The sequence below is a fragment of the Alicyclobacillus fructus genome (genome assembly GCF_017329605.1).
Taxonomy (GTDB): Bacteria; Bacillota; Bacilli; order Alicyclobacillales; family Alicyclobacillaceae; genus Alicyclobacillus; species Alicyclobacillus fructus.
In genome coordinates this window covers 1-26,490 of record NZ_JAFMTY010000023.1, presented here as the reverse complement: position 1 = coordinate 26,490, position 26,490 = coordinate 1, and the positions used below count along the sequence as shown (strand labels likewise).

The 26,490-nt window shown below is 61.2% G+C and carries 27 protein-coding genes and 1 riboswitch; of the genes, 8 read left to right on the top strand and 19 right to left on the bottom strand.

The window, feature by feature from the left end:
* Positions 1-91 precede the first annotated feature (91 nt).
* Positions 92-799, bottom strand: coding sequence for a purine-nucleoside phosphorylase (gene deoD / locus J3481_RS11670; protein WP_206832327.1), 708 nt, complete (start codon positions 797-799; stop codon positions 92-94).
* A 95-nt stretch (positions 800-894) separates the two neighbouring features.
* Between deoD and dapD the strand changes: the two genes are divergently transcribed.
* Positions 895-1,602 carry a 2,3,4,5-tetrahydropyridine-2,6-dicarboxylate N-acetyltransferase gene (gene dapD, locus J3481_RS11665; protein WP_206832351.1) on the top strand — a complete coding sequence of 236 codons (708 nt, stop codon included), beginning with the start codon at positions 895-897 and terminating at the stop codon, positions 1,600-1,602.
* Positions 1,602-2,729: an N-acetyldiaminopimelate deacetylase gene (locus tag J3481_RS11660; RefSeq protein WP_206832328.1), complete on the top strand. Its 1,128-nt coding sequence runs from the start codon at positions 1,602-1,604 to the stop codon at positions 2,727-2,729. The genes dapD and J3481_RS11660 overlap by 1 nt, the downstream gene beginning before the upstream one ends.
* Before the next feature lie 263 nt (positions 2,730-2,992).
* Here J3481_RS11660 and J3481_RS11655 read toward each other — a convergent pair whose 3' ends face one another.
* The gene (locus tag J3481_RS11655) at positions 2,993-4,156 is read right to left on the bottom strand and encodes an aminotransferase class I/II-fold pyridoxal phosphate-dependent enzyme (protein ID WP_206832329.1); all 1,164 of its coding nucleotides are present in this window, start codon (positions 4,154-4,156) and stop codon (positions 2,993-2,995) included.
* Positions 4,157-4,293: 137 nt separating this feature from the next.
* Between J3481_RS11655 and J3481_RS11650 the strand changes: the two genes are divergently transcribed.
* Positions 4,294-4,824: a hypothetical protein gene (locus tag J3481_RS11650; protein WP_206832330.1), complete on the top strand. Its 531-nt coding sequence runs from the start codon at positions 4,294-4,296 to the stop codon at positions 4,822-4,824.
* A gap of 118 nt (positions 4,825-4,942) precedes the next feature.
* Positions 4,943-5,758: a G1 family glutamic endopeptidase gene (locus tag J3481_RS11645; protein WP_206832331.1), complete on the top strand. Its 816-nt coding sequence runs from the start codon at positions 4,943-4,945 to the stop codon at positions 5,756-5,758.
* 126 nt (positions 5,759-5,884) lie between these two features.
* On the opposite strand, the gene J3481_RS11640 is transcribed toward J3481_RS11645, so the two are convergent.
* Both J3481_RS11640 and J3481_RS11635 read right to left on the bottom strand, forming a co-directional pair.
* Complete coding sequence (locus J3481_RS11640) at positions 5,885-6,376, bottom strand: MFS transporter (RefSeq protein ID WP_206832332.1); 492 nt, start codon at positions 6,374-6,376, stop codon at positions 5,885-5,887.
* A 74-nt stretch (positions 6,377-6,450) separates the two neighbouring features.
* Positions 6,451-7,131: an MFS transporter gene (locus J3481_RS11635; RefSeq protein WP_328702129.1), complete on the bottom strand. Its 681-nt coding sequence runs from the start codon at positions 7,129-7,131 to the stop codon at positions 6,451-6,453.
* 410 nt (positions 7,132-7,541) lie between these two features.
* Positions 7,542-7,622, top strand: a riboswitch (ZMP/ZTP riboswitch).
* A gap of 88 nt (positions 7,623-7,710) precedes the next feature.
* On the opposite strand from J3481_RS11635, the gene J3481_RS11630 reads away from it, so the two are divergent.
* Positions 7,711-8,568, top strand: a complete 858-nt coding sequence (locus J3481_RS11630; RefSeq protein ID WP_206832334.1) for a bifunctional 5,10-methylenetetrahydrofolate dehydrogenase/5,10-methenyltetrahydrofolate cyclohydrolase — start codon at positions 7,711-7,713, stop codon at positions 8,566-8,568.
* Between the two features lie 105 nt (positions 8,569-8,673).
* Here J3481_RS11630 and J3481_RS14980 read toward each other — a convergent pair whose 3' ends face one another.
* From J3481_RS14980 to J3481_RS11580, 10 genes are all read right to left on the bottom strand, one after another.
* Positions 8,674-9,705, bottom strand: coding sequence for an ABC transporter ATP-binding protein (locus J3481_RS14980; RefSeq protein ID WP_206832335.1), 1,032 nt, complete (start codon positions 9,703-9,705; stop codon positions 8,674-8,676).
* The gene (locus J3481_RS11620) at positions 9,695-10,507 is read right to left on the bottom strand and encodes a sulfate ABC transporter permease subunit (protein ID WP_206832336.1); all 813 of its coding nucleotides are present in this window, start codon (positions 10,505-10,507) and stop codon (positions 9,695-9,697) included. The genes J3481_RS14980 and J3481_RS11620 overlap by 11 nt, the downstream gene beginning before the upstream one ends.
* Complete coding sequence (locus J3481_RS11615; RefSeq protein ID WP_206832337.1) at positions 10,500-11,342, bottom strand: ABC transporter permease; 843 nt, start codon at positions 11,340-11,342, stop codon at positions 10,500-10,502. Before J3481_RS11615 ends, J3481_RS11620 begins: the two co-directional genes overlap by 8 nt.
* A complete protein-coding gene (locus J3481_RS11610; protein WP_206832338.1) occupies positions 11,342-12,424 on the bottom strand; it encodes a sulfate ABC transporter substrate-binding protein in 1,083 nt (360 codons plus the stop codon). Before J3481_RS11610 ends, J3481_RS11615 begins: the two co-directional genes overlap by 1 nt.
* A gap of 189 nt (positions 12,425-12,613) precedes the next feature.
* On the bottom strand, positions 12,614-13,402 hold the full coding sequence (locus J3481_RS11605; RefSeq protein ID WP_206832339.1) for an ABC transporter ATP-binding protein: 789 nt from the start codon (positions 13,400-13,402) through the stop codon (positions 12,614-12,616).
* 26 nt (positions 13,403-13,428) lie between these two features.
* Entirely contained in the window at positions 13,429-14,211 is a 783-nt protein-coding gene (locus J3481_RS11600) for an ABC transporter permease subunit (RefSeq protein WP_206832340.1), read from the bottom strand.
* Positions 14,208-15,353, bottom strand: coding sequence for an FMNH2-dependent alkanesulfonate monooxygenase (gene ssuD / locus J3481_RS11595; protein WP_206832341.1), 1,146 nt, complete (start codon positions 15,351-15,353; stop codon positions 14,208-14,210). Before ssuD ends, J3481_RS11600 begins: the two co-directional genes overlap by 4 nt.
* 18 nt (positions 15,354-15,371) lie before the next feature.
* Positions 15,372-16,418 carry a sulfonate ABC transporter substrate-binding protein gene (locus J3481_RS11590; RefSeq protein WP_328702130.1) on the bottom strand — a complete coding sequence of 349 codons (1,047 nt, stop codon included), beginning with the start codon at positions 16,416-16,418 and terminating at the stop codon, positions 15,372-15,374.
* A 44-nt stretch (positions 16,419-16,462) separates the two neighbouring features.
* Positions 16,463-17,008 carry an NADPH-dependent FMN reductase gene (ssuE, locus tag J3481_RS11585; RefSeq protein ID WP_206832342.1) on the bottom strand — a complete coding sequence of 182 codons (546 nt, stop codon included), beginning with the start codon at positions 17,006-17,008 and terminating at the stop codon, positions 16,463-16,465.
* A 128-nt stretch (positions 17,009-17,136) separates the two neighbouring features.
* The gene (locus J3481_RS11580) at positions 17,137-17,295 is read right to left on the bottom strand and encodes a YezD family protein (protein WP_206832343.1); all 159 of its coding nucleotides are present in this window, start codon (positions 17,293-17,295) and stop codon (positions 17,137-17,139) included.
* 228 nt (positions 17,296-17,523) lie between these two features.
* Here J3481_RS11580 and J3481_RS11575 point away from each other — a divergent pair, with 228 nt between their 5' ends.
* From J3481_RS11575 to J3481_RS11565, 3 genes are read left to right on the top strand one after another with little or no spacing between them, the layout of a single operon-like run.
* Positions 17,524-17,931 carry a MerR family transcriptional regulator gene (locus J3481_RS11575; protein WP_206832344.1) on the top strand — a complete coding sequence of 136 codons (408 nt, stop codon included), beginning with the start codon at positions 17,524-17,526 and terminating at the stop codon, positions 17,929-17,931.
* A complete protein-coding gene (locus J3481_RS11570; protein ID WP_206832345.1) occupies positions 17,931-19,523 on the top strand; it encodes an acyl-CoA dehydrogenase family protein in 1,593 nt (530 codons plus the stop codon). The genes J3481_RS11575 and J3481_RS11570 overlap by 1 nt, the downstream gene beginning before the upstream one ends.
* Position 19,524: 1 nt before the next feature.
* On the top strand, positions 19,525-21,111 hold the full coding sequence (locus tag J3481_RS11565) for an AMP-binding protein (protein ID WP_206832346.1): 1,587 nt from the start codon (positions 19,525-19,527) through the stop codon (positions 21,109-21,111).
* 77 nt (positions 21,112-21,188) lie between these two features.
* Here J3481_RS11565 and bioB read toward each other — a convergent pair whose 3' ends face one another.
* The 5 genes from bioB to J3481_RS11540 form a co-directional block, all read right to left on the bottom strand.
* Positions 21,189-22,187, bottom strand: coding sequence for a biotin synthase BioB (bioB, locus tag J3481_RS11560; protein WP_206832347.1), 999 nt, complete (start codon positions 22,185-22,187; stop codon positions 21,189-21,191).
* A 61-nt stretch (positions 22,188-22,248) separates the two neighbouring features.
* The gene (bioD, locus tag J3481_RS11555) at positions 22,249-22,992 is read right to left on the bottom strand and encodes a dethiobiotin synthase (protein WP_206832348.1); all 744 of its coding nucleotides are present in this window, start codon (positions 22,990-22,992) and stop codon (positions 22,249-22,251) included.
* The gene (gene bioF, locus J3481_RS11550) at positions 22,989-24,206 is read right to left on the bottom strand and encodes an 8-amino-7-oxononanoate synthase (RefSeq protein WP_328702131.1); all 1,218 of its coding nucleotides are present in this window, start codon (positions 24,204-24,206) and stop codon (positions 22,989-22,991) included. The genes bioD and bioF overlap by 4 nt, the downstream gene beginning before the upstream one ends.
* Positions 24,203-25,558, bottom strand: coding sequence for an adenosylmethionine--8-amino-7-oxononanoate transaminase (bioA, locus tag J3481_RS11545; protein ID WP_206832349.1), 1,356 nt, complete (start codon positions 25,556-25,558; stop codon positions 24,203-24,205). The genes bioF and bioA overlap by 4 nt, the downstream gene beginning before the upstream one ends.
* Positions 25,559-25,740: 182 nt before the next feature.
* A partial coding sequence (locus J3481_RS11540; protein ID WP_206882487.1) for an FAD-dependent monooxygenase occupies positions 25,741-26,490 on the bottom strand: 750 nt, incomplete at its 5' end.

The window sequence follows — 26,490 nt, the reverse complement described above, 5'->3', positions numbered from 1 at the left end:
TGTTTCTTTCGCCCCAACTCAGTGTTCCGGCGGAGCCGGTGATGTATGCGAGCCGGAGCGTTGCCGGAGATGGTGTTCTCAAGTGCGCGGCCTAAAACTGGATGGCCGTCTCCAAGGCGATCTCGACCATATCGCCAAAGGACCGCTCTCGTTCGGCGGCGGTTGTCTCTTCGCCGGTGAGGACGTGATCGCTCACCGTGAGCACGGACAGCGCGCGGGCGCCAAACTGGGCGGCCAGGGTGAATAGTTCTGCACTCTCCATCTCCACCGCTAGCATACCGAATTTCGCCCAGCGCTCCAAATCTGCCGTTCCATCGGCGTAAAATAGATCCGTTGTCATCACCGATCCAACGTGGACGGGTGTGCCCCGTTCCCGGGCGATGTCGTGAGCGGTTCGCAGGAGATCGAAGTCGGCCGTGGGCGCATACTGGACATGGCCAAACCGGAGGCGGTTCGGCGCGCTGTTGGTCGAAGCGCTCATGGCGAGGATCACGTCGCGCACGCGGACGTCAGGCCGGATGGCGCCGCAGGTGCCGACGCGAATGAGGGTTTTGGCACCATACTCGGCGAGAAGCTCGTGCGCGTAAATGCTGATGGACGGCACGCCCATGCCCGTGCCCTGGACCGAGACGGGCACGCCTTTGTAGCGGCCGGTGTAGCCGAACATGCCCCGAACCTCGTTGTAGCAGACGCTACCCTCGAGGTAGGTATTCGCGATATACTTGGCCCGAAGCGGATCGCCCGGAAGCAGGACACGTTCGGCGATCTCGCCCAGCTTGGCACCGATATGCGTGCTCATGGAACATCCTCCCTTTCTGAAGCGATCATATCACGCGCGCGACGCGCGCGCATCGCGCGTTGCGCCGCGGAACATTTCACGTGGAGAGGAATCGGATCATGCAGACTGCTGAAGAAATCATTCGTTATATTGCGGAAAGCAAGAAAAAGACGCCCGTGAAGGTGTACCTGCGCGGCAAGCTGGATCAGATCACGTTCCCAGAAGCCCTTCGCCCGTTCGTCGGGCCCACGTCCGGCGTCGTGTTTGGCGAATGGCGCGATGTGCAGGCGTTTCTCGAGGAACATCGGGCGCTGATCGAGGATTTCGAGGTGGAGGCGGATCGGCGGAACAGCGCCATTCCGCTTTTGGATCTCAAGGACATTCCGGCGCGCATCGAGCCCGGCGCCATCATCCGCGACAAGGTGAAGATCGGCGAAAACGCGGTCATCATGATGGGCGCCATCATCAACATCGGCGCCGAAGTCGGGCCTGGCACGATGATCGACATGGGCGCCGTACTCGGCGGGCGCGCGACCGTCGGCGCCAACTGCCACATCGGCGCGGGCGCGGTGCTGGCGGGCGTCATTGAGCCGCCTTCGGCGAAGCCGGTGGTCATCGAGGACAACGTACTCGTCGGGGCAAACGCGGTCATCCTCGAAGGCGTGCGCGTGGGCAGAGGTTCGGTGGTGGCCGCCGGCGCCGTGGTGATTGAAGACGTGCCCCCGGGGACCGTGGTGGCGGGCGTGCCCGCGAAGGTCATCAAGCGGATTGAAGACGTGGCCGCGAGCAAAATCGAGATCAAAGAAGAACTGAGGCGCCTGTGATGGATTGGAACGTGTACGAGGCGCGGCGCGCGCTGCACCAGATTCCCGAGCCCGGCTTTCGCGAGTTTGAGACACAGAAACTGCTGTTGCAGTATCTGCGCGCGCTGCCCCAGGATCACATGGAGATTCGCACGTGGGAAACAGGGATCATCGCCCTCATCCGGGGCCAGAGTCCCAAGCGGCGCGTCGGCTGGCGCGCGGACATGGACGGGCTGCCTGTGGCCGAGGAAACGGGCGCGCCCTTTGCATCGCGCCATCCGGGCATGATGCACGCCTGCGGCCACGACGTGCACATGGCCGTCGCGCTCGGCCTCGCGCAACACTTCGCGCACCATCCGCCCTTGGACGATCTCGTCCTCGTCTTCCAGCCCGCCGAAGAAGGCCCAGGCGGGGCGCAGCCGATGCTCGCAAGCGACGCATTTCAGGCCGTGCGGCCGGAGATGATCTTCGCGCTCCACGTGCAGCCGGACATGGCCGTGGGCGAGATCGGCATCCGCCCCGGCGTGCTGTTCGCCAATACGTCCGAGCTGTTCGTCGATCTCGTCGGCCAAGGCGGACACGCGGCCTATCCGCATCGGGCCAACGACATGGTGGTGGCCGGCGCGCACCTCGTGACGGCGCTCCAGACCATCGTCGCGCGCAACGTGGATCCGCTGGACAGCGCCGTGATCACCGTCGGGCGTCTCGAGTCGGGTACCAAGATGAACATCATTGCCGATCGCGCCCGGCTCGAAGGCACCATCCGCGCGCTGAACGCAGCGACGATGCCTCGGCTGAAGAACCGGATTGAGGCCGTGGTGGCGGGCATCGAGCGAATGTTCAACTGTCAGGCCGAGATCGACTACGGCGCGAATTACTATCAGGTGTACAACGACGAGCGCCTGACCCGCGGGTTCATGCAGTTTGTCGCGGAGTCGAAAATCGCAGAGGTCCACGAGGTGCCGCCCGCGATGACGGGCGAGGACTTCGGGTACTTCCTGCGGGAAATCCCCGGGTTTTTGTTCTGGCTCGGCGCCGCCACGCCGTACGGTCTGCACCATGCGAAAATGCTGCCGGACGAGCGCTGCATCGACGTGGCGCTGCGCGTGCTCATCCCGTATTTCGCCGAGCGCCGGTACGAGGCGTGATGGCCTCAGAGCCAGTGCATGATGAAGTAACGGTGCACGCGGAACAAGAGCAGCATGGCGGCAATCAGCGCAAACAGCACGGCGCCGACGGCGACCCGGGTTCGTCTCGATTTCGTACGCATGCCATCGCCTCCAGCGGACGGGTTCGCCCATAATGTGGGCCTCGCGGGCCCGTTTCATGCGATCCCGCCCGCCGCGGCTATCTCATGCGCCCCAGCCCCATGCGACCGGCGCTGCCCCATGCCCGTCCGCTTCAAGCAGTCTCATCCTTGCCGGCGCCGCTCGACGAACTGCACGACCCGGCCGAGCGCTTCCTGCAACGCCTCCGGAGGGCACGCGAGCGAAATACGCACATACCCCTCGCCGTAGTGCGTGAAGCACGTCCCGGAGACGAGCGCCACGTGTGCCTCGCGCGCGAGCGCTTCGCAGAAGGCGTCCGACGTCATACCTAACGCCTTCGGCAATTCGGGAAAGACGTAAAAGGCGCCCGCGGGCTCGACCACCGGCACGCCCATGCCTCGGAGCGCCTGCATGGCGAGATCGCGATTCATGCGATACGTCTCGCGCATGGGTGCGCTGTCGCCGTGGCCATGGCGCAGCGCTTCAAGCGCCGCCATTTGGCTGATGCTCGACGGGCAGCTCACGCTGAACTGCGCGGCTTTCGCCATCTCCGCGGCGATGGGCGCCGGCGCGAACGCAAACCCGATGCGCCAGCCGGTCATGCTGTGCGACTTCGACAGCCCATGAATGACGAGGGTCCGATCCCGCATCCCCGGCATGCGCGAAATGCTGGCGGGCGATCCGTCAAACTGAAGCTCAGCATAAATTTCGTCCGACAACACGTACAGATCCCGCTCGACACACACGCGGGCGAGCGCGGAAAGCTCATCCTCGCTGTAGACGGTGCCAGTCGGATTGGCGGGAGAGGCGAGAATGAGCATTTTCGTGCGCGGCGTGATGGACGCTCGCAGCGCGTCTGGCGTCAGGAGAAAGCCCGTAGACCGCGTGTCGGCGAAGACGGGATGGCCGCCCGCCAAACGCACGGCGCCCTCATAGCCGGGGTAAGCGGGCGCAGGGATGATCACTTCGTCGCCTGGCGCGAGGAGCGCCCGCGCGGCGATGTCGATAGCGTGCGTGGTCCCCACGGTGACGAGCACCTCGCGATCTGGATCATATCGATGCCCGGTGAAGCGCTCGTAGTAGGCAGAGGCGGCTTCACGCAGCGGGCGGATGCCTCGGTTCGGCGTGTACGACGTGAAGCCCTCGTCAATGGCCCGCTTGGCCGCCTCCGCAATGTGCGCGGGGGTAGGAAAGTGGGGTTGGCCGATGGTGAGGATGATAGCGTCCGGTTCGTCGGCGACGAGATCGGCGAAGCGGCGCATGCTGGCGAAGGCGAGCCCGCGCGTGTGGCCTGAGAGTTCCTGCATGGATGTTGCCTCCTTGATGGACACGTTGCCAACCCCATCATACCCGACCTACTCCGTATGCGAAGCCCAAAACGGCGTTGACCCGTCTGCTATCACATGGTAAAAGGAAAGAAAAGATTGGTTGAGGAGGTAGGTCCATGTCCTCCGTGGAGCGCAGGACTCCCTGGGCAGCGATGGCGGCCTTCTTCGCATCTCAAAGCGTCATCATGCTCGCCCTTTACCTTGTGTGCGCCGTTCTGTCGATTCTGTCCATCCCACTGACGGGATCCTACGGCTACGCCATCTCGGGTCCTGTCGCCTTTGCGCTGTACGCCGCCATCTGGGGCGGCATTTGGTACGCCTCCTACCAGAACAGCGGCATGCAGCACTTCGCGCGGAAGCTCGCGGCCGCCACGCTTCCGCTCGTGATGCTGACCGCGTTGTACGTTGCCCGGCATCCCACGCCGAATTTTCAATTGATGATCCCCATTCTCCCGCAGGACATTCATTTTGATCTGGCTTCCCTGGTCACCATGACGCTTCTATTCCCCTGGTACGCGGTGGTCTGGAGGAAGAGCCTCGCGAGCCCCCGCCGCGCCGCGCGGTTTACGGCGCTTTTCACCCCGTGTGTCATCGCGGGCGCCCTCTGCTTCGCCGCATGTTACACCATGCTGCCCGCGAACTGGTGAGCGGGATGGAAGGCCCCACCAGAGGATTCTGGCCAAACTGTTTTGAATATTGGTGAGGGAGCGGGCTTCACGAGGTTCGCTCCTTTTCACTTCGCGCCACTCAAAGGGGGATCTGTGCATGACTCTCACCACGGCATGGAAAGCGCCGGCTCTGGCGACCGCATCGCTTTTCGCGGCTGGGGCACTCGCGGCATGGCCTCAACTCGCTGTGGCGCCCGCCGCACCCGCCATCTATCATGCGCCGCGGCAAGCGCTCTCGCCGAGCACGGCGCCGAGACCGAACACCATCGAGGCGTCCAGCTTTGGCTGGTCAGCGTCGAACTGGTCCGGGTACGCGGTTACCGGCAGCACGTACAACGACATCACGGGCAACTGGATTGTGCCCGCCGTCAGCCCGTCCAAGAAAAATACGTACTCATCCAGCTGGATTGGTATTGATGGTTTTAACAACAGCGATCTCATCCAGACGGGCACGGAGCAGGACTATGTGAACGGCCACGCGCAATACGACGCCTGGTGGGAGATCCTTCCCGCCCCCGAGACCGTCATCTCGTCCATGACCATCTCCCCTGGCGATCACATGAGCGCTCACATTCACAACAACGGCAACGGGACTTGGACCATCACCTTGACGGACGTCACGCGCAATGAGACGTTCTCGACCACGCAGTCCTACTCCGGCCCAGGATCCTCTGCCGAGTGGATCCAAGAGGCGCCTGAGATTGGCGGCCGGATCGCCACGCTTGCCAATTACGGCGAGACCACGTTCGATCCCGGCACCGTGAACGGCCGTAACCCGGGCCTGACGATGTCGGACGGTGGCTACATGGTGCAAAACAATGCGGTGGTCTCGGTGCCGTCCTCTCCCGACTCCGATACCGACGGATTCAATGTACCATACGGTTTCAACCAGCCGAGCCCGCCCGCGTCCTGATGCCCGGAGAGGCTCAGCCCAGGAAAGGATGTTGCGCCCCGATTGGTTTCGGCGACAACCGGGGCAGCGTGATGCGTAGGAGAACAGCGATAGAATGCCCGGTGCACAGCTCGCTCCTATCATGCGTCATGACATCTCCGGCGCTTTTGGCTGCTGAGGTATCCACGCCGGCTTGACCAAGACGCAGATGAACGCCACCGTCACCACGAACCCGATGAAACAAGCAGATGCGATAAACAACGCCTGAATGGACAGCCACTTCAGGAGCGCCCCGTCGACCGCATACGAAACGGGTCCCAGCACCATGGCAGCCGTCCACAGGATGGACATCACCGGCGCAAGAGAAGAACCGCGAAACCAGATCTGGATGAGCGAAATGGACTGAATGTTGACCCAAACAAAGGCTGCCATGCTGAGCGCCATCAGACAAGCGCACCACGCAACGTGCGGATAGAGCGGGATGAGAAGCCACATCATCGTGCCCACGTACAGACCGCCCAACAACAGGTGCACGGACACGCGAAATCTGCTCGTGAACAGGAGAAGCAACATGCCCGCGAACGATCCGGCCGCTTCACACCCGACCATCAGTGCGTAGGTCGAGGCATTCCCGCGCAATGCGGAAGAGACAAAAAGAGGGATGCCGACACCGGTCGGCCCAAGGTAGCCCAGGTTGATTCCGAGCGTGAGACCTAAGAGAAGGAGGAATGCGGGCTGCGCCAGAAACGGCGCGAATTCCCCTCCGAGGTTGACTCGCCTTCAGCCCCGTCCGCGCCGCTCGCGCTCGTTGTCGCCTCAGGGCGCTCTTCGCTCGACGTCGGGTGAGGTCGTGATCGAGGAAGAACCAAGCTCGTGAGCAGATACAGCGCGGCGACGCCCGCACAGGACGCCCAATAGGCGATTTTTGTGACGAAGGGCGCGAACACAAAACTCGCGACCATGCGCCCAACTTGGTTGGTTCCCTGGATCAGCGCGTTCGCCTGCTGCCAGGACTCCTCGGGAAGCAACTCAGGAACGGCCGTGCCCACGGCGGGAAAGTACACGCCTTCCGTGAACGCCATCACGATCATGAAAGGGATCAAGGTCCAGATGTGCGAAAACGACACTGTCGAAGCGACACCAGCCGCCATGAGTGCGGCCACCCAAGAAGCGCGGCGCATCACGGTCACGGCCGGGTGTCGCTGATTCCACCACGCGGACGAGGCAGAACCGAGAACCCGTGGAATGGAAGTCAAAGTCATCAGGAAGCCGTAGGTCTCAGGCGAATGCACGGCCCGAAGATAAATCCACGGAAGCACGATGGCCAAAAGCTGCCCACCGAATACCCGCGCCGCCTCTGAAGCCCAGAGCCTGCGAAACGGCGCCGGCGGCACGTAGAAGCCGACGAGGCGGACAAGCCCCCCACCAGGTCAAGCCGTCAGAAAGGTTTGAAAAGCGTCTTGTTGATGTATACAACGTTTCGCGACGAAATTCCTCTCTCTCCCTGGGAAATTCGGGCCATCTGTCAAACGTGGTCGCTCGGCTTTCCTCGTGTTGCAGGGTCTCCATGCGTGCATTGGTTGCATTCGCTTGGTGCAGCTGGGCTGATTCCCACAGCTGTACGAGGTGCTTTCTCACAACCCTCCTGACGCCGTTGTAACGATGGAACGCTGGGGCATCTTCTGCCCGAGGCGCCCTTGCGCGCCTCGTCCCATCCTGCTATATTCTCAGTGGAAGCGCTGAAACGCCGCGCTTTCCTTTTGCCTGCTTGTACAAGCTCCTACTCGCACTCACAATTGAAACTGTTCCGCTGTGCGACTGGCGGCTTAGCGTGGAGCACCACGAGGGAGCACAGCGATATCCGCCGACCGCCTGGGCCCAATCACCCAGGCGGTCGTTTGCATTTGTACACGCAAGAATCTGGCTAAACCACTTGCACGAGAGGGATCCTATTCTCAGGAGGTTGTCCCGCCATGCCGAAACAACTGCTCGGCCGGCCGGTCGCGAAGGCCTTGTCGCACGACGTGAGAAAGCGTGTAGAAGCCTGGAAGTCCCGCGGCGTGCAGCCGAAGCTCGTGACGTTGCTCGCCAATGACGATCACGCCGCCAGCGTGTACGCGGCACAGAAGAAGCGCATCGCCGAGCGGCTCGGCATCCAGTGCGACGTGATCGAGCTGCCACATCAGAGCGACACGGAGGACATCGCCCGCGAGATCCAGGCGCTCAACGAAGATCCTTCTGTCCACGGGATCATGATCGAGATGCCGCTCGCGCAGGACGTCGACGTGCAGCGCGTGGTCGGCGCCATTCACGCCCTGAAGGACGTGGACGGCCTGTCCCCGTGCCACTCGTTCGCCAAGCCGACCCCGGAAGCCGCGCTGTATCCGGCCACTCCCCTCGCCTGCATCCGCCTGCTCAAGCACTACGGATACCAGCTGAAAGGCGCAGACGTGACACTCGTCGGCTGCGGCCAGACCGTCGGCATGCCGCTTTTGCATCTGCTGATCGCGGAAGGAGCGACGGTGGCGGCATGCCACGAGCACACGCGTGACGTGCGCGCGCACCTGCGGGACAGCGAAATCGCCATCGTCGCGGTTGGAAAGGGTGGGCTGCTCGGGCCGGACATGGTCCATGAGCATCTGACGGTCGTCGATGTGGGCATTTCCCAGGCAGAAAACGGGGATGTGCAGGGCGATCTCGCCCCAGAAGCGGCGGCAAAGACGAAGGCCTACACCCCGACGCCGGGCGGCGTGGGGGCCGTGACGACCGTGCAAATTTTCGCCAACCTCATGCACGCCATGGAGCTTCAGGAAGCCGCGGGCATGGTGTAGGGCTTCGCGTGCAGCAATGCAAGTGGACAGGGCCCATCCTGAACCTCGCCGGGCGCCGGCAGGATCGCTGCGCTTCACCCGTTGACGATCGCAGCTTCCACAACCTCACGCCGGAAAGACGAAGAACTTGTGCACATCCATCCGCACCCACGCGCCCGGCGACAGAAGGTGCCGATCCGCGCTCGGCACATGCACCTCCCACACCTCGTGATCCCTGGTGCGGACGAAGCACGCGCTGTACGCGCCCTTGAAGGCGGATCGCAGGATTTGGCCCTGCCCCTCCTCCCGGTCTGCAGGGTGCAATTGCACGTCTTTCGGCCGCACCACGACGGCCACAGGGGTGCCATTGGGGATGGCGGGATCGACAGGCAGTCGCAGACCGGCGACTTCGACGGCACCGCCTTGGACGGGCCGCCGCCAGACGTTGGATTCGCCAATAAACGAAGCCACAAACAGCGTCTCCGGCTGTTCGTACACCTCTTCCGGCGTTCCCAGTTGCTCCACCCGGCCTTCGTGCAACACGAGCACCCGATCCGCGATTTCAAGCGCCTCTTCCTGGTCGTGCGTGACAAACAGACTGGTGACGCCGAGCTCGTCGTGCACCTCACGGACGAACTTGCGCAGCTCGCGGCGGATCTGCGTGTCGATGGCGGCAAACGGCTCGTCGAACAGAAGCACCTGGGGCCGCGGAGCCAAAGCCCGCGCCAGCGCCACCCGCTGCTGTTGGCCGCCGGACAATTCGCGGGGAAACCGATTTGCGTACTCCGTCAAGCGCATGTAGCCGAGCAATTCCCGCACCCGCCGGTCGATCTCGTCGCGCGGCACGCGCTTCTCCTTCAGTCCAAAGGCCACGTTGTCATAGACCGTCATGTGTTGAAAGAGCGCGTAGTTTTGAAAGACGAGCCCCACATTGCGCTTCTGGGGAGGCAGATCGGTCACCCGTTTGCCGCCGATCCATATCTCCCCCTTGGTGGGGCGCTCCAGTCCGGCGATCAGCCGCAGGATCGTGGTCTTCCCGCTTCCGCTCGGTCCGAGCAGCCCCACCATTTCGCCTTCCCGAACCTGAAATGAGACCCCGCGGACGGATCGCGCGCCGCCAGGATACACCTTCTCTACCCCTACGAATTCAATGGTCACGCAGCCGGTTCCCTCCCAAGCGCTTCACGAGTTGCAGGACGAGGATGAGAGCAAAGGACACCAGCGCCAACACCGCCGAGACCGCATACGCGGCCTGCATCTGATTGTTGACGGAGGCTTGGTAGACGAACAGCGTGGCGGTTTCGGTCACCATGACAATACTGCCCGAGACGACCAGGACTGCGCCGAACTCCCCGAACGATCGCGCCGCCGTCAGCGCCATCCCGTACAAAAGGCTCCATTTGAGCTGCGGCAGCCAGACGCGCCACAGCGTGCGCCAGGGGGAAGCCCCAAGGACGTAGGCCGCTTGCTCCTGCGTGTCTCCAATGGCGCGAATGGCCGGCACGGTTTCGTGCACGATGAACGGCAATGTGACAAACACTGTCGCAAGCACCATGCCGGGGAACGCAAACGCAATTTTGATGTGCGCGTGCGCGAGCAGCGCGCCGATGAGCGCATTCGGCCCGTACACCACGATGAGCGCCAGACCAGCCACGACTGGGGAGACCGAGAGCGGCAGCTCGACAATCCACTGAATCACGCGCCAACCTGGCGCGGATCTCCGAGCAATCCAAAAGGAAATCGGCACGCCGAGGGCCAGATTGATGAACAGGGTCACCAAGGTGATTTCCAGGGTCATCCGCAGGGCAAAGGCGGCTTCCGGCGAGCTCACGCTATGCCAGAACGACGCCCATCCTCCCGCAAACGCGCCGACGAGGATGGCCACCCAGGGCACCACCACGAATACCGACAGCCACACGTAGACGAGGGCCACGCCCAATGGACGCGAAAGCCTAGACATGAGCCTCTTCCCTCTCCTTCAGCGGATCTGCGTGCCGCCTCCTCCTGGCCAGCGAGGTCAAAAGGCTTCCTTCGAGCGCAAACGCGATGGCGCAAAGCAACATCAGGACCACGGCTGCGGCCGATGCGCCCTGCTGGTCGTAGTTCTCGAGCAACCCGTAAATGTAGACCGCTGCCACTTCGGTTTGCATCGGTTTGTTTCCCGAGACCATCACGACCGAGCCGAACTCGATCATGGCTCGGGTCAACGTCAAGACGAAGGCACTTCCCAGCGCGTGCCGGAGCGCCGGCAAGATGACGCGCAGCCACACGCGATGCGCGTGCGCCCCGAGCGTCCAAGCCGCTTCTTCTTCCCTGCGATCCAACTGCTGCAGCGCAGGTTGCAGCGCCCGCACGGCATAGGGAACTGTGACAAACACCAGCGCAAACAGGATGCCAAGCCGCGTATACACAATGGAGACGCCGTGGCCCGCCAGCCATCGCCCGACGGGCGATGCCGGACCGTACAGCAGCACGAGCATCAGGCCCGATACCGCCGTCGGAATGGCGAGCGGCAGGTCGATCACGGCGTCCAGCGCCATCGAAAGCGGGGCCCGCCACCGCTCCAACGAAACGGCGATGAGCAACCCCATCGCCGTGTTGAGGATGGCGACCACCACTGCAAGCACGACCGTGAGTTCGAAAGCCCGAACCGCAATGGGGCTTGTGACGGCCCGGACAAATCCTGGCCAGCCACCGGCAAAGGCCTGTTCGAACACGGCGCCAAGCGGCAAGACAAAAATCAACAACATCGCTCCAGCAAGGAGCGAATGGAGGGCGATCCGCTCGAAGCGCATCAGCGGCCCTCCAGTACCTGGTTCCAGATGCCGTTCGTGCTATACAGCGTGTCGTTGATCTTGGTCCATCCGCCGACGTCCGCCGCAGTGAAGAGATCCGCAGGTGTTTTGAACTGCTTGGCCGCTTCCGCCTTCAGCGACGGATTGACCGGTCGGAACCCGTACTGCATGAACACGCGTTGCGCATCGGGCCCCTCCAGCCAGTTGATGAACGCTTGCGCCACCTGGCGATCCCCATGCGCGTCGGCATTTTTGTCGACGAGCGCAATGGGGTTCTCAATCAGCATCGTGGAAGACGGAATGACCTCGTCGAAGGTTTTCAGGTGATTGCTCTTTTCGAGAATCTCGTTTTCGTAGCTCACGCAAGCGTCGCCGACCCCGTTGACAAACGTGGTCATGGAAGCTTCTCCTGACTTGTCAAGAACCTGCACATTTTTCACAATCGATGCAAGCAGGGACTTGGCCTGGTCGGCGGAGCCGTGGCGCAACGTCGCATAGTAGATGGCGTTGATGTCCCACTTCGCGCCGCCTGATGTCGCCGGGTTCGGAAGATCCACCACGACGCCTGGCTTTGCCAGGTCCGCCCACGTCTTGATGTGTTTCGGATTCCCTTTGCGCACAGCGATGGCAACGATCGAATCCGTCACCATGCCATGCGTCGGCGTGTCTTTCCAGTTGTGCGTAATGAGGCCTGCCTTCTGAATCTTGTTGATATCCGATTCCAGCGACAGCGCCGCGACGTCCACGGGCAGGCCGTTGGCAATCGCCGTCGCCTCTGCGCCGGATGCGTCAAACGAAGCCTGGAATTGCACCGTTTGGCCGGTCTTCTGTTTCCAGTATTTTTGGAACATGGGGAACAACTTTTGCTCGTAAATCTGTTGCGTGACACTGTAGGAGCCGAAGTAAAGCGTCACCACCTTGCCGCTTGCTGCTTTGGCCTTGACCGATGCGCTCCCCGAATGGGGCGCGTTGGAGGCGTTTGACGCACTCGACGCGTTGGCTTGGCCGCAACCGCTCACCAGTCCTCCCATCACCCCCAAGGTCACCATCGCATGCAGAGCCTTTTTCCACGTTGGCTTCACTCGCGCAACCCCCTCATTCATCTTCGGCGGCCCTGAAGGCCCGTTGCGCTTTATTCTCAGTAATCCGATTTTATTTGTCAAATATGTAGGGACATCATGATGATCATGATGTTATGACAAGCGATCGCGCCAAGGGTCTCCGAGCGACACCGCGTCCCCCGGAGACCGGCCGACGTGAAACGCATTCGCTCACGCCTCCCTGGATGCGACTTCGCCATGCATCCCGGCATAGTGCGAACGGTCACCTTCCTTCCCGTGTCCCAAGATGGTCGACAAGATCTTCGCCTCCATGCGCGCAAACGCGCTTGAACGTTCGCGCGGGCGAGGAAGCGCCACTTCGAGATCCAATTCGATCCGGCCGTTCTCGAGGCAAATGACGCGATCGGCCAAGCGGACGGCCTCGCCAACGTCGTGGGTCACCAGGACGGACGTGAACCGCTCCTCGAGCCAAAGGGTCTCGATCAAATCCTGCATCTCCAGTCGCGTCAGGGCGTCAAGGGCTCCCAGGGGTTCGTCCAGCAGCAAAAGGGGCGGTCTCACCACCAGCGCGCGCGCCAGAGCGACGCGCTGGCGCTGCCCGCCTGACAGTTGAGCCGGCCACTTCTTGGCATGTTCCAGGAGCCCCACGCGCTGAAGCGCCTGCTGGACAAGCTCCTTGTCCGGTTTGGCCAAAACCACCGCGACGTTGTCGAACACGCTGAGCCAGGGAAGCAGCCGGGCATCCTGAAACATGACCCGGGCCGCTGGCGCGAGACCACGGACGGGATGATCATCGATGAAAATTTCTCCTCGCGAAGGCTCTTCCAACCCCGCCATCAGGCGCAACAACGTGCTCTTTCCGGTACCGCTGTGGCCGACGATCGCGACAAACTGGCCTTTCGGAATTCGCAAGTCCAAGTCGGACAGAATCGTCCGATCGCCGTAGGCTTTGGCGACGCCCTGCAGGTGCACGGACACGCCAGCGTGGAATTCGTTCACGCGTCAGACCTCCCTTATTCCGTCTATCAAACCGCCTGCAGCCCAATCGGATGCCACGCGAGAAGCTTGACCTCAAGCATCCTGGCAATGACGTCCGAGAGCTTGCCGAGGAGCGCGTACAGGACAATGCCGAGCACGACAATATTCATTTGCATGAACTCCTGAGCGTTCATGATCATGTACCCAATGCCGGAGTTGGCGGAGATGGTCTCGGCGACAATCAGCGTGACCCACATGACGCCGAGGCTGTACCGGACGCCGGACAGAACGGAAGGCAAAGCCCCAGGAAGAATCACCTTCCAGAACATCTTGGCGCGGTTGAATCGATAGACGCGCGCCATCTCCAGGAGACCCGGATCGAGCGACTGAATGCCGAAATAGGTGTTCATGTACATGGGAATGGCTGTCCCGAGCGCCACGAGAAACAGCTTGGCCTGTTCCCCAATGCCGAACCACACGATCACAATCGGTACCAGGGCGAGATGGGGAATCGTTCGGATCATCTGAATCGGCGTATCTAGAAGGCGCCCCGCCTTCCGGGAGACCCCATTGAGGGTGCCCAGCAGAAATCCCGCAGCGGCGCCGATCAAAAATCCGCTGAAGGCCCGCGCGGCGCTGGTGGCGATGTACGACCAGAGCACGCCTTGGTGCGCAAGCGTCAGGGCGGCCTGCACCACTTCCACGGGCGTGGGCAAGATCCGCTTGGGGATGAGGCCCGCCGAACCAAGGGCCTGCCACAGTATCAGAAGGAGGCCGGGCAGCACCCAGGGTGCGACCCGGTTCCAGAACCACGAGTTCCTGCGGCTCACGCTCGCACCGCCCTCCTTTCTTTCGGAGGCAACGTGTTGGCCACGATCTCGCCAAACGGCCCCGTGAGCGCGCGCTCCGGCGCGGCCTGCGCGTTCTTTTTCACGATTGGGAACACGAGTTCGGCGAAGCGATACGCCTCTTCGAGATGCGGATACCCTGACAGAATGAAGGTTTCGATGCCCAGGTCGGCATACTCCCTCATGCGCTCGGCAACGGTCTCGGGATCGCCGACCAGCGCGGTTCCAGCGCCTCCGCGCACGAGACCCACGCCTGCCCAGAGATTTGGACTCACTTCGAGTTTGGACGGGTCTCCTTGGTGCAGCGCCGCCATCCGATGTTGACCGACGGAGTCCATTCTGCGGAACACTTCTTGGGCGCGCCGGATGGTGTCGTGATCGACGTAGCGAATGAGATCTTTGGCCGCCCGCCATGCCTCGTCCTCCGTCTCGCGGACGATGACGTGCAGGCGAATGCCAAATCGAACCGTTCTGCCTTCGCGAGCGGCAAGTTCTCGCACGACGCGGATTTTCTCGGCCACGTCCTTCGGCGGCTCACCCCACGTCAAGTACACGTCCACGTGCTTGGCGGCCACGCGCTGGCCTGCCTCTGACGATCCGCCGAAGTAAATTGGCGGATAGGGCCGCTGCACCGGAGGATAGAGCAGATGCGCGTCCTCCACCCGCAGGTGATCCCCTTCAAAGTGAACGTGCTCCCCTTGCATCACGTGGCGCCAGATGTGCAGAAACTCGTCCGTCACCTCGTAACGCGCGTCGTGATCGAGGAAGAGGCCGTCTCCCTTGTTTTCGACGGGATCGCCACCCGTGACGATGTTGACCGCGAGCCGCCCCTCCGACAGGCGATCGAAGGTCGCCGCCATGCGGGCGGCCAGAACGGGTGACATGAGGCCTGGGCGCAGCGCGACGAGAAACCGAAGCCGCCGCGTGGCGGGAATCAAAGTGGAGGCGACAATCCAGGCGTCTTCGCAGCTCCGGCCGGTGGGCAGCAGGACGCCGTCGTACCCGAGATGGTCCACGGCCTGCGCGACCTGGCGGAGATAGGGGAGATCCACCTGCCTCGCGCCGTAGGTGGTTCCGAGATAGCGCGTGTCCCCGTGCGTCGGAATGAACCAAAAGATCTGCATACGTTGACCCCTCGCTTGTCATGGAATTTTGTGCAAGTGAAATGTGCCCTGCCAGACATCGTCTTGCACGCGAATCGGCTGAGGAATGAGCCCGAGCTGGTAAAATTCATCGGCGATGGATTGCTGCTCGTTCACGATGTCCTTGGTGATGGGCTCGATGCCAAAACTGTGTTTGGTAAACGACTCGTAGAGCGAGGTCACATCGATGTCCATCTGAGGCGCCAACAGCTTGGCGGTGTCGAGTTTGTGCTGATTGACCCAACCGTCGGCCTGTGCCAAGCCACTCAGGTAGTCCTGAACGACATCCGGGTGCTGCTTGGCAAACTGACGAGTCACGTAATAGAACTGATAGTTGTTGGTCACGCCGGTTCCGTCCGCAATGGCCCGCGCGTGTATCGCGTTCTCCGCCGACGACTCGTAGGGATCCCAAATGGCCCACGCGTCGACCTTGCCCGCTTCGAAGGCGGCTCGCGCATTCGGCGGCGTCAAGAAGTCGAGCGTGACGTCGTGGATGGAGAGTCCGGCCTTCTTCAACTGCTGCACCAGCATGTATTCCACATTGGAGCCCTTGTTCAGCGCGATGGTCTTCCCCTTCAAATCCTTCACCGTGTGAATGGGCGAATTGGCCGGCACCAGGATGGCTTCGCCCTTCGGATCCGCCGGTTCATGCGCCAAGTACAGAAGTGGCGTGCCCGCAGCCTGCGCGAAGATGGGCGGAGCGTCGCCCGTTTCGCCGAAGTCGATGGCACCCGCGTTCATCGCCTGCAGAAGCTGCGGACCTCCCACAAACTGTATCCATTGAACTCGGTATCCTTTCTTCTGTAACGCTTGGTCGAGCCACTTTTTCGCCTTGAGAATGATGTCCGTGCCGTCCAGCTGATACCCAATCCGAACCACGCCGTGTGTGGCCGTGCTGGCCGAACCGGAAGCGGCCGACGGTTGGACGGACGTGTCGACAGCGTTTGAAGACTGCGAATGGCCTTCGGCCCCGCATCCTACGGCGAGGAACCCCCCTGCGAAAATGGCGGCATACGCAGCCAGCTTCCATGGACGTCGATTCAACACATTCAAACCCCCTTCTGGTTTCGAGACGCTCTGTGGATGGAACGTCACCCCAAAATTGCGGCCTGTTGCGGGTTGAGGACCTGCCTGAGCTCTTCAACACTTCGATCCAACCGCTCGCGATCCGCCCCCTGCAGAGGCGACGGGGCCCCAAGCTCTATCGAGGCGTCGAGCACGTAGACGCTTGACACGAAGACCTTGGCGCCCAGCGCGGCCAACACAGGCTTCAACGCGTAGTCAAGGGCCAACAGATGGGCCGGAGAACCTCCCGTAGTGATGGGAAGAACGACTTTGCCTTCCAGCGCACGTGGCGGCAGCAGATCAAGGAACAGCTTGAGCAATCCCGTGTACGCGGCTTTGTACACGGGCGTCGCCACCACCACGGCGTCGCTCTCCAGGACGCGCCGAACAGCGGCCTGAATCCCGACGTGGGCGGCGTCTGCCGTCGCCAACGCCTGAGGCGACAGATCCCGAACGTCAATGCGGTGCGTGTCGACTCCGCCGGAACGGAGCATCTGCTCCGCAACCCTCACCACAGCGGCGGTCTTGGACGGCGATGACGGACTTCCTTGAATCACGACGACGGTAGCCAAACCCCTCACCTCCATGGGAATAAAAGAGAGACCCGTCAGGCCGCACGCGGCCTGTGCGGGTCTCCAGATGTCTGGTCGACCAGCTGATTGAGGAACAGCCCTTGTCGAACATCGCGCAACGAGAGAGCTCAGGAAGAGAAACGCCACTTTTCCAAGCGGTTGATCTGCACCACCTGCCCTTGGTGAACCACGATTTCCACCGACCCATGCGACATGCCTTCCAAAGCCTTCTGGACCGATTCCAGCCACTTCGGGGGACGCTGTTCCTCGCCCCTGAGCGCAGCCATGCGCCATCGCCTCCCATGCGGTGAAGTGAAGCGCGGTGATGATGGTCTTATCTTATTAAACTCATCAAAATTGTCAACATTATGATGATATCATGACAAGTTCCCCTTGCCGGGTGTACGCCCGATCATCGCCAAGGGCTCGCGGCGAAACCGTATTGACGTTCACGTAAGTTTTCAGTATATTTTTTCTATCTTGAAAGACGGTGTCCATCGCCAAGGTGGTTGCCCATGCGCCGATATTACACCATTCGCGATCTCGCCGATCTGTTCGACATCACGCCGCGCACCCTGCGCCATTATGAAGACGTCGGCCTGTTGAAACCGGCGCGCCAGGGCGCGCAGCGGCTCTACAGCGAACGGGATCGCGTCCGGGTCCAGCTCATCCTCCGCGGCCGACGACTCGGCTTCAGCCTCCCTGAAATCGCGGAGATGTTGGATCTCTACGACGCCGATCCCACCGAGATCACGCAGTTGCGCGAGGTCATCCGGCGAGGCAACGAAAAACTGCGCCAAGTGGAACGGCAAATTTCCGAACTCGAGGCGCTGCGCGAGGACCTCATCGCCATGCGCAATCGCCTGGAACAGGTTCTTCAAGAAAAGCTGAACACGTCTGAAGGGAAAGGATGTAGCGACTGATGCGCGCGCTTTCGTACGCCTATGGAACCAATCATTTCTCGCAGGACGCTGTGCTGCAGGACGTGCTCCGCCACTTTTGGCAAGACTTCGAAGCGCACGAAGCCGATCTCACTCGCTTCGGCTCCATCGCCGGCCGCGAGGTGTACGAGACGGTGTATCACGTCGATCACGACGCACCCCCCGTCCTCATCCAGCACGATCTCGACGGCAAGCGGATCGATCGCGTCCGCCTCTCGCCTTCTCACCTCGCACTTCTGAAAGCGCTCGCATTCATCAACCGCCCGCCGTACGAGGGCGACTCCTGGCATCACCACTTCGCGTACGGCTATCTCATCGGCGATCCCGGCCTATACTGCGTCCTGACCATCACCCAGCAGGTCGCCTACGCCATTCACAAGTACGCGCCGGAATTCGGGGAATGGAAGGAGGCTTTGCTCTCGGGCCGCGCATTCGGCGCCACGTGGATGACCGAAGTGCAGGGCGGGAGCGATCTCGGCGCCAACCAGACCACCGCGCGCTACGATGGAACCACCTGGCGCCTCACAGGCGAGAAGTACTTCGCGAGCGGCGCCGGGCTCACCGACTACGCCATCACCACCGCGAGGCCAGAGGGTGCACAGAGCGGCCCAAAAGGGCTCGCCCTCTTCCTCGTCCCGCGCCTGCGCAAGGACGGCCATCTCAACTTCCACGTGCGGCGGCTCAAAGACAAGAGCGCCACGCGGGCCGTCCCCTCCGGCGAGGTGGAGTTCGCCGACACGGAAGCCCACCTGATTGGCGACGCCCATCTCGGCATCTATTACACGCTAGAGAACCTGACCGTGTCCCGCCTGGCCAACGCGGCCGGCGCCATGGGCATCGCACAAAAGGCGCTTCTCGAGGTCATGCACCGTGTCCGCCACCGCCGGAGCTTCGGGCACATGCTGCAGGACCACGCCCTCATCCGGCGCGACCTCACCGACTTCGCCGTCCGCCACGCCGGCGGTCTGGCCTTGACGTTCCAGGCCGTCGATCTGTTCGATCAGGCCTGGCACGAACGTCCGCCGTACAGCCCGAAGTATCATCTCGCGCGTCTCTACACTCATCTGGCCAAAACGCGCACCGCCGATCACGCGGCGCATCTCACCGCCATGGCCATGGAGTTATTCGGCGGGCTCGGCTTTCTTGAGGAATACGCCATCGCCCGCTGGCACCGCGAGGCGCTGATCACACCCATCTGGGAGGGCCCGAGCAACATTCAGGCGCTCGATTTTCTGGAGACGCTGATGAAGCTCGGAAATGTGGATGACGTGATCGACCGCATCGCGGCTCCCCTGATGCGAGGCAGTGTACCCGGCGGACGCGTCGTCGTGACTCGCGTGCGCCAGGAGGTTGCGGGACTCCGCGCGCTTCCCCGCCCAGAGGCAGAATGGCAATCGAAAGCGATTCTTCGCACCGTCGCCGATCTGGCGCAAGCCGCGAGCCTGTATCGGCTCGCCGAGACCGCCGGCGAGCGGTATGAGAAACTCGGACAACTGTACATGTATCACTTCCTCGGGGGCCAGGAGTATCCGTCCTGGGCCTTGTACGACTCGTCCATCTGGGGGTGGATCTGAGATGCGCAAAGGCGTCATTCATGAAATCCTTTTCGACGCCGCTTGGCATCATGGCGACTCAGAGGTTGTCAGCGGGGCGATGCGATTCACGTATGCCGAGACGTGGGAACGCACGGTCAAGGCAGCGCGAGCGATGCGTCGGCTGGGTATTCGACGAGGCGACGTGATCGGAATTCTCGATGTGAATTCCCATCAGGCCCTAGAACTCCAGTACGCGGCGAGCATCTTGGGAGCCGTCGCACACCCGCTGAACTTTCGTTTGCCGCTCGATCACGTCGTGCACACGACGCGACAAGGACAAGACCGCATCCTGTTCGCCAGTCGCGCGATGGAGCCGACGGTGGAAGCACTGAGACCCTTTGTGCCACAGGTGATCTGGCTGGGCCAAGGGCGTCCGGGTCACGGCGATGCGGCCGGATCGCGCGCGGATTTTGACTACGAGGATCTCTTGTCGGGCGAGGAGGCCGGATCGACACCTGACCCAGGTGTGACCAACTCTGATCCGTACTCGCTTCTTCACACCACGGGCACCACCGGTCGCCCGAAAGCCATGCGCTACCGCCATCGCGACATCGTCCAGGCGCCGCTGCAGATTGCGCATCACCTCGCCCTGCACAAGACGGGCGCGAAACTCACGGCGGGCGACGTGGTCATGCCTCTCATTCCGTTCTTCCATATCCACGCCTGGGGCGCGCCCATCTTCGCGCCCTATCTCGGCCTCAAACTGGTCTTGCCGGGCAAAGCCACTCCGGCTGAGCAGTTGCATCTCATCCAGACGGAAGGCGTCACGTGGTCAAACATGGTGCCGACGCAACTCATGATGCTGCTCGAAGCCGCGCGCGACGCAGGCGATGCCGTTCTGCCGCTCAAAGTGCTGACCGGCGGATCGCGACTGCCTGCGGGCTTGGCCGCGCGCGCTCACCAGGCAGGCGTCCGCTTCTCGGTCATTTATGGCGGGTCGGACCAGCTTTGCACGGCCATCACCGTGAGCCCGCATCTGCCGGGCTCGAGGGAAGATCTCGAAGCGCTCTCGGCCAGGCTCGCCCCAATTCCCATGGTGCGAATGTTCATCCGCGGGGAAGATGGCGGGACGGTGCCCGCGGACGGCCAATCCGTCGGCGAGCTGTGGGTGGAGAGCCCGTGGCTCCCAGATGGCTATGTCGGCGACGAAGCCGCGACGCAGGCGACGTACGCGGACGGGGGCTTCCGAACGGGCGATCTCGCCGTGGCCCATCCCGACGGTACGTTTTCAGTCGTCGATCGCGTCAAGGACGCCATCAAGAGCGGTGGCGAGTGGATCATTCCTAGCGCCATCGAATCCGTACTCTCGGAATTGGCCGGCGTGCGGATGGCGGCCGTGATCGCGCGACCGGACGAGCGGTGGGGAGAGCGGCCTGTGGCCATCCTTGCCGCGGATGAACCCGTAGACCTATCGGCGGTCGAAGCGCATTTGGCCCAGGCGGTTGCAGACGGGCGCTTGGCCCGCTTTTGGCTCCCGGACGCGATTCACATCGTGCAGGATCTGCCGCTCACGAGCGCGGGAAAGGTGGACAAGATGGCGCTCCGCGCGACATTCGCCGCCACCTGATCCCTTGCGGACCCGGGCCGCCCAAACGGCGGACCGGCGCCTCTTTCCTGCGCGCATCGTGCACCGGGTTCCTCACTTCACAGCGCGCACTCTTCAATCTCAAACCCGAGGTCTTCAATCATCGCCCAGTCCTCCGTCGGCGCCTGTCCGGGCGTCGTCAGGTAGTCTCCGACGAAGATGGAGTTGGCGGGATAGAGGCCGAGGACCTGCAGGCTGCGCAAGTTCCGTTCTCGCCCGCCCGCGATGCGGATCTCCTTCGACGGATTCACGAAGCGCATCATGCAGAGCAGCTTCAGGCAGCGCCGCGGGTTCAAGGTCTCCATGCCTTCGAGCGGCGTGCCCGGGATGGGATTCAGGAAGTTGCAGGGGATGGAGTCGGCGTCGATCTCCTTCAAGGCGAACGCCATGTCCACCGCCTCTTCGTCCGATTCGCCCATGCCAAAGATGACGCCTGAGCACGGCGAAATGCCCGCCTCTTTCACGCGCTCCAAGGTCTGGACGCGATCGTCGTAGGTGTGGGTGGTGCAGATTTCCGCATATCGATCTCGGCTCGTATTGAGGTTGTGATTGTACCGGTGCACGCCGGCCTGGGAGAGCCTCTCCGCCTGCGCGGGCGTCAACAGCCCGAGGCAGCAACAGATCTTGAGTCTCGTGGTGGCGCGGATTTCCTCCACGGCCTCGGCAATGCGCTCGACCTCCCGGTCCGAAGGCCGCCTGCCGCTGATGACGATGCAGTACGTTCCGGCCTTGCGGCGCTCCGCTTCGCGCGCGCCGGCGATGATGTCCTCTTTGGAGACCAGCGGATACTTGGACACCGGGGCCTTCGAGATGGCGGACTGGGAGCAGTACGCGCAGTCCTCGGGGCACATCTTCGACTTGGCGTTGATGATCATGTTGAGCTTGACCTTCTTGCCGAAGTAGCGCCTGCGGATCAAGAAGGCGGCGGAGAGGAGATCCAGAAGTTCGTCGTCGCTCGAGCGCAGAATGTCGAGGGCTTCCTCGCGCGTGACGCCTCGCGCGTCGAGGACGCGGTGGGCGAGATCAACCCAGGATACATAGTCTGTTTTCATCTTCATCGAGGTCCTCCTACAGAATCTACAAAATTATGTGCGTCCGGCATTTCGTTGCAGCAGAATGTTAATAGCCGGAATACACAGAACCCAAAGACTCGAGCAGTCCAGGGAGATCAACATTTTCCTCCACAAGGCTTACAATATTCGGTTCAGACGTGTATGATGGAATATGGGGGATACTACCAAAGACAGGAACACCCGTTGATTCACGAATATAACTGGCATTCGTCTCTTCTAAGAGAGCCGCGAGACGGCTATCTGTATCATTTTCGGTGCATGGGTCGCTACCTCTATTGAACACGACGCCAACAACTCGGATGTCCTGGTTTCTGAGATATTCAATTGTTAGGATGGAGTGATTCACCGTCCCTAAACCTGGTCTGGCAACGATGAGAACAGGCAGGTCGAGAACCCGAATCACATCGGAAACCCAGGCGTCAGACAAATATGGAACAGCAACTCCACCTGCCCCTTCCACAAAAACCCATTCATGCCGATTGGATGCCCTCCGGCAGAAAGAAACGACATCCTCCATGTAAATATCTACCTCGGACAGTCTCATCGCTAATTGAGGCGCGACAGGCTGGGGCAGAGCACAAAGACAGATGTCCGAGATACTGTCCAGAACACCGGCCAAGCGCCTTAGGGTCATCGCGTCGCCCGTTGGGTCGTCCTTGAGATTTCCACTTTGGATGGGTTTACACACGCCCACATCGTAACCCTTTCGACGCAACGCACGAGCTAATGCACCTGTAACCCACGTTTTCCCTACACCTGTATCGGTACCGGTGATAAACAGCCCCTTCACCGTCTTTCACCTCCTTTAACAAGACTGGTCACCAAGTAATCGTTATGCGCGATTTGTTTCCACTCTCCAAATATTGCGAGCACGCGCTCAATGTCGCTCGTCTCGTGCGCGGCAGTCACACATAAACGCAGTCGGCACTGCCCTTCAGGGACAGAGGGAGGTCGAACGGCCGGAACGTAGACCCCCTTTTTGAGAAAGAAATCAGACATTTCCATGACATTGTGCTCATCACCCACAACTACCGGCACGATTGTCGTTGATCCATCCAGCACCAGATATCCAAGTTTCCTGATGCCAGCGCGTAACACAGCGCTAAGTGAAAGCACCTTCTCTCGTCGCCACGCCTCGTGTTCTGCAATCTTCCGCGCCTTCCGTGCAGCTCCCGCGCATGATGGCGCCAGACCGGTCGAAAAGATGAAAGATCTTGCTCGATTGACGAGATAATCAATTAGAATGCGTCTTCCTGCCACATACGCCCCTTGTGCCGCGAGAGCTTTTGAAAGTGTCCCAATGACAACTATGTCATCGGCAACAGGTATTCCGAGGGATTCGAGCGTACCGGCTCCCTTGGTCCCCAATACGCCCACACCGTGAGCATCATCCAGAACGGTAACTGCTTCGAAACGACGTGCAACACCAAGTAGATCTCCGACAGGCGCGATGTCCCCGTCCATTGAAAATACAGCGTCCGTGACCACGAAGCGCTGGCCTTGACAGCGCGTCTCACGTAGTAACCGATACAGATGCTCCAGATCAGCGTGCCTATAAACCACAACCTTGGACCGAGTCATGCGACACCCGTCAATGATACTCGCGTGATTTAGCTCGTCAGAGAAGATGACATCCTCTGGCTGCGCGAGGGCAGAGACAACACCAATATTAGCAGCATAGCCTGATGAAAAAACCAAGCTTGCTTCCGCGCCGTGCCACGATGCTAACTCCGCCTCCAGCATCACTAGTTCCGGATGGTTGCCAGATATGAGGCGTGATCCAGTGGCTCCTGCGCCGTAGCGCATCGACGCTATTTGTGCCGCCTCTCGCACGCGTGAATCGAAGCTCAGGCCTAGATAATCGTTAGAAGCGAAATGCAGTACTTCCCGCCCCTCAAACCACATGCGCGCCCCTTGGACGAGGCTTGAACTTAGGCTGCGCTCTCTACCAATCTCACGAAGCCGAGCAAGCTCACGCTGAATGCGACTTTCCAATTGATTCACTTTTCTACAGCCTCCTTCAATCCGCGTTCAACCGCCTCACAGAGAATCGATGTCATTTCCTGAATTTCGTCCACGGTAGACGCCAATGGAGGCATGAACACAACAACGTCTCCAAGAGGTCTTAAAAGCATTCCGAGCTCCCTAGCTTGCCAGCAGACGCGCCACCCCGCCCTTGTAGTCAATGGAAACGGACGTTTCGTCTCACGGTCTTCCACTAACTCAATTCCAATCATCAATCCAGCTTGCCGAATGTCACCCACGTGCGGATGGTCGCGCAGCGCATTCAAACGCGTTGATACAACACGAGCTAATTGCGCCACATGATCGATGATTCGATTTCTCTCTATCAAGTCTAAGTTTGCAAGTGCACAGGCACATCCAAGTTGATTGCCTGTGTATGAATGGCCGTGATAGAGCGCCTTGAACTCTTCATACTCTCCGTAAAACGCCGTGTAGATTCGTTCTGTTGCCAGCGTTGCTGCAACTGGCAAGTAACCTCCCGTCAAGCCTTTGCCGATTGTCAAGATGTCAGGCGAAACCCCATCATGTTCACAAGCCCACATGCGGCCAGTTCTTCCGAATCCTGTTGCCACTTCGTCTACGATCAGCAAGACGTCATAGGTGTCGCAAAGTGCCCGCAGTCCCTTCAAGAAGCCCTTCGGCGCTGGCACAATTCCCCCTGCGCCTTGCACTGGTTCGACAATGAGCGCCGCAATTTGGTCAGCTTCCCTCTGAAACAGTTCTTCGACAGCATGAAGTGCTCCGAAGGCCGGATCGGAGCTTGTGTACGGATTACGATAGCTGTTAGGAAAAGGGATTTTATAAGACTGAAATAAGAGTGGAGCGTAACGTGCATGAAACATCGCAATATCCCCCACAGAGACAGCACCTATCGTATCTCCGTGGTAGCCATCACACATTGTCACAAATTTACTTTTCGAACACTTTTCTGTGTTCTGCCAAAATTGATAAGCCATCTTTAGTGCTATCTCCACAGCCTCTGCGCCGGAATCCGAGAAAAATACTTTGGTTAAACCCGTAGGCGCGATCTGAGCTAGTCGTTCAGCCAGCAGTATGGCCGGAACGTTAGCTTGGCCGAGAAGTGTCGAATGAGCAATATCCTCCAATTGTCGGCGAATGGCGTCATCTAGCTCAGGAACCCTATGCCCGTGTACGTTAAGCCATAAAGATGAGACACCGTCCCAGTACGCATTGCCATCTATGTCGATAAGCCTGCGGCCCTCTCCGCGTGCGATCACGACGGGACGGTGATCGAAATAGTCCTTCATTTGCGTAAATGGATTCCATAGATACTTTTTGTTTTTTTCCAGTAAATCAGCGTACGCGTGCATACGCCACCCCCTTGTCCACGAATCGTCAACTCGTTATCCTTTACGAGTTAACATATTAGTCGAACGGGCGCTCTTTGTGAAGGCATGGAGTATACTCCTCATGTACGAATTCTTTTCCGGCCTGCCCATGCCCCGATGCCGTGAATGAAGGCATCCTGCTTGCTCGGGGGTGCAACAGCACCTCACCCGCCCATCATCCACGTCCACACCAGCCTGTCACCGAGCGGCGCCATCCAGCGAAACAGGGTGTCCCGCGCGTACGCGGCGGCCTTCCCTTCCCATTGCATGACATCGCCGAGCCAGCGGGTGACCTGCGCCATCCGCGCCACGCGCCGCTTCCGCATCTCGGCGTAGGCGCGCAGCGCCGCCGTCAACGCGTCCGGCTCCTCCGCCACCCGGTGCGCGAAAAGCGCCCGCATGAGCGCCGCGCCGTCCTCGAGCGCAAGCCCGCCCCCAAACCCCAGGTTCGGCGTGACGGCGTGCGCGGTGTCCCCGAGAAGGGCGATCCGGCCCACGGCGAGGGGCAAACCGGGGGCGAGATCGTGGATGGCATGCGCGTACACCGCCTGCATCGGCGTCGCCGCCATCATCCGTGCCACCTCCGGCGGACCTTCAGCAGCCAGAGCGGCGAGGATGCGCCACGCCTCGGCCGCATTGCCCGCGCGCCCCAGTCGGCTGCGATTGACGGTTGCAAACCAGTACACGTCCCCCGCGCCCATCGCGGCGTAACCGAACCGAAAGCCGCGCCCCCAGATCTCCCGCATCCTGCGCCCAACATCCACGCCGTGCGCGATGCCGCGCCAGGCCACGTAGTGGGTCGGGCGCGTGCGCGCCTGCACGAGCGAGTGCCGAGCGGTGCCCCCAATGCCATCCGCGAGAAGCAAGCCGTCGTAGGTCCGGAGCCCCGCATCCGTCGCCACCTCCACCCGCCC

Bases quoted from the DNA above. Each gene is read 5' to 3' on its own strand.
- deoD (WP_206832327.1), bottom strand. From the start codon at position 799: ATGAGCACGCATATCGGTGCCAAGCTGGGCGAGATCGCCGAACGTGTC.
- J3481_RS11660 (WP_206832328.1), top strand. From the start codon at position 1,602: ATGGATTGGAACGTGTACGAGGCGCGGCGCGCGCTGCACCAGATTCCC.
- J3481_RS11655 (WP_206832329.1), bottom strand. From the start codon at position 4,156: ATGCAGGAACTCTCAGGCCACACGCGCGGGCTCGCCTTCGCCAGCATG.
- J3481_RS11650 (WP_206832330.1), top strand. From the start codon at position 4,294: ATGTCCTCCGTGGAGCGCAGGACTCCCTGGGCAGCGATGGCGGCCTTC.
- J3481_RS11645 (WP_206832331.1), top strand. From the start codon at position 4,943: ATGACTCTCACCACGGCATGGAAAGCGCCGGCTCTGGCGACCGCATCG.
- J3481_RS11630 (WP_206832334.1), top strand. From the start codon at position 7,711: ATGCCGAAACAACTGCTCGGCCGGCCGGTCGCGAAGGCCTTGTCGCAC.
- J3481_RS11620 (WP_206832336.1), bottom strand. From the start codon at position 10,507: ATGTCTAGGCTTTCGCGTCCATTGGGCGTGGCCCTCGTCTACGTGTGG.
- J3481_RS11615 (WP_206832337.1), bottom strand. From the start codon at position 11,342: ATGCGCTTCGAGCGGATCGCCCTCCATTCGCTCCTTGCTGGAGCGATG.
- ssuD (WP_206832341.1), bottom strand. From the start codon at position 15,353: ATGCAGATCTTTTGGTTCATTCCGACGCACGGGGACACGCGCTATCTC.
- J3481_RS11580 (WP_206832343.1), bottom strand. From the start codon at position 17,295: ATGGCTGCGCTCAGGGGCGAGGAACAGCGTCCCCCGAAGTGGCTGGAA.
- J3481_RS11575 (WP_206832344.1), top strand. From the start codon at position 17,524: ATGCGCCGATATTACACCATTCGCGATCTCGCCGATCTGTTCGACATC.
- J3481_RS11570 (WP_206832345.1), top strand. From the start codon at position 17,931: ATGCGCGCGCTTTCGTACGCCTATGGAACCAATCATTTCTCGCAGGAC.
- J3481_RS11565 (WP_206832346.1), top strand. From the start codon at position 19,525: ATGCGCAAAGGCGTCATTCATGAAATCCTTTTCGACGCCGCTTGGCAT.
- bioB (WP_206832347.1), bottom strand. From the start codon at position 22,187: ATGAAGATGAAAACAGACTATGTATCCTGGGTTGATCTCGCCCACCGC.
- bioA (WP_206832349.1), bottom strand. From the start codon at position 25,558: ATGCACGCGTACGCTGATTTACTGGAAAAAAACAAAAAGTATCTATGG.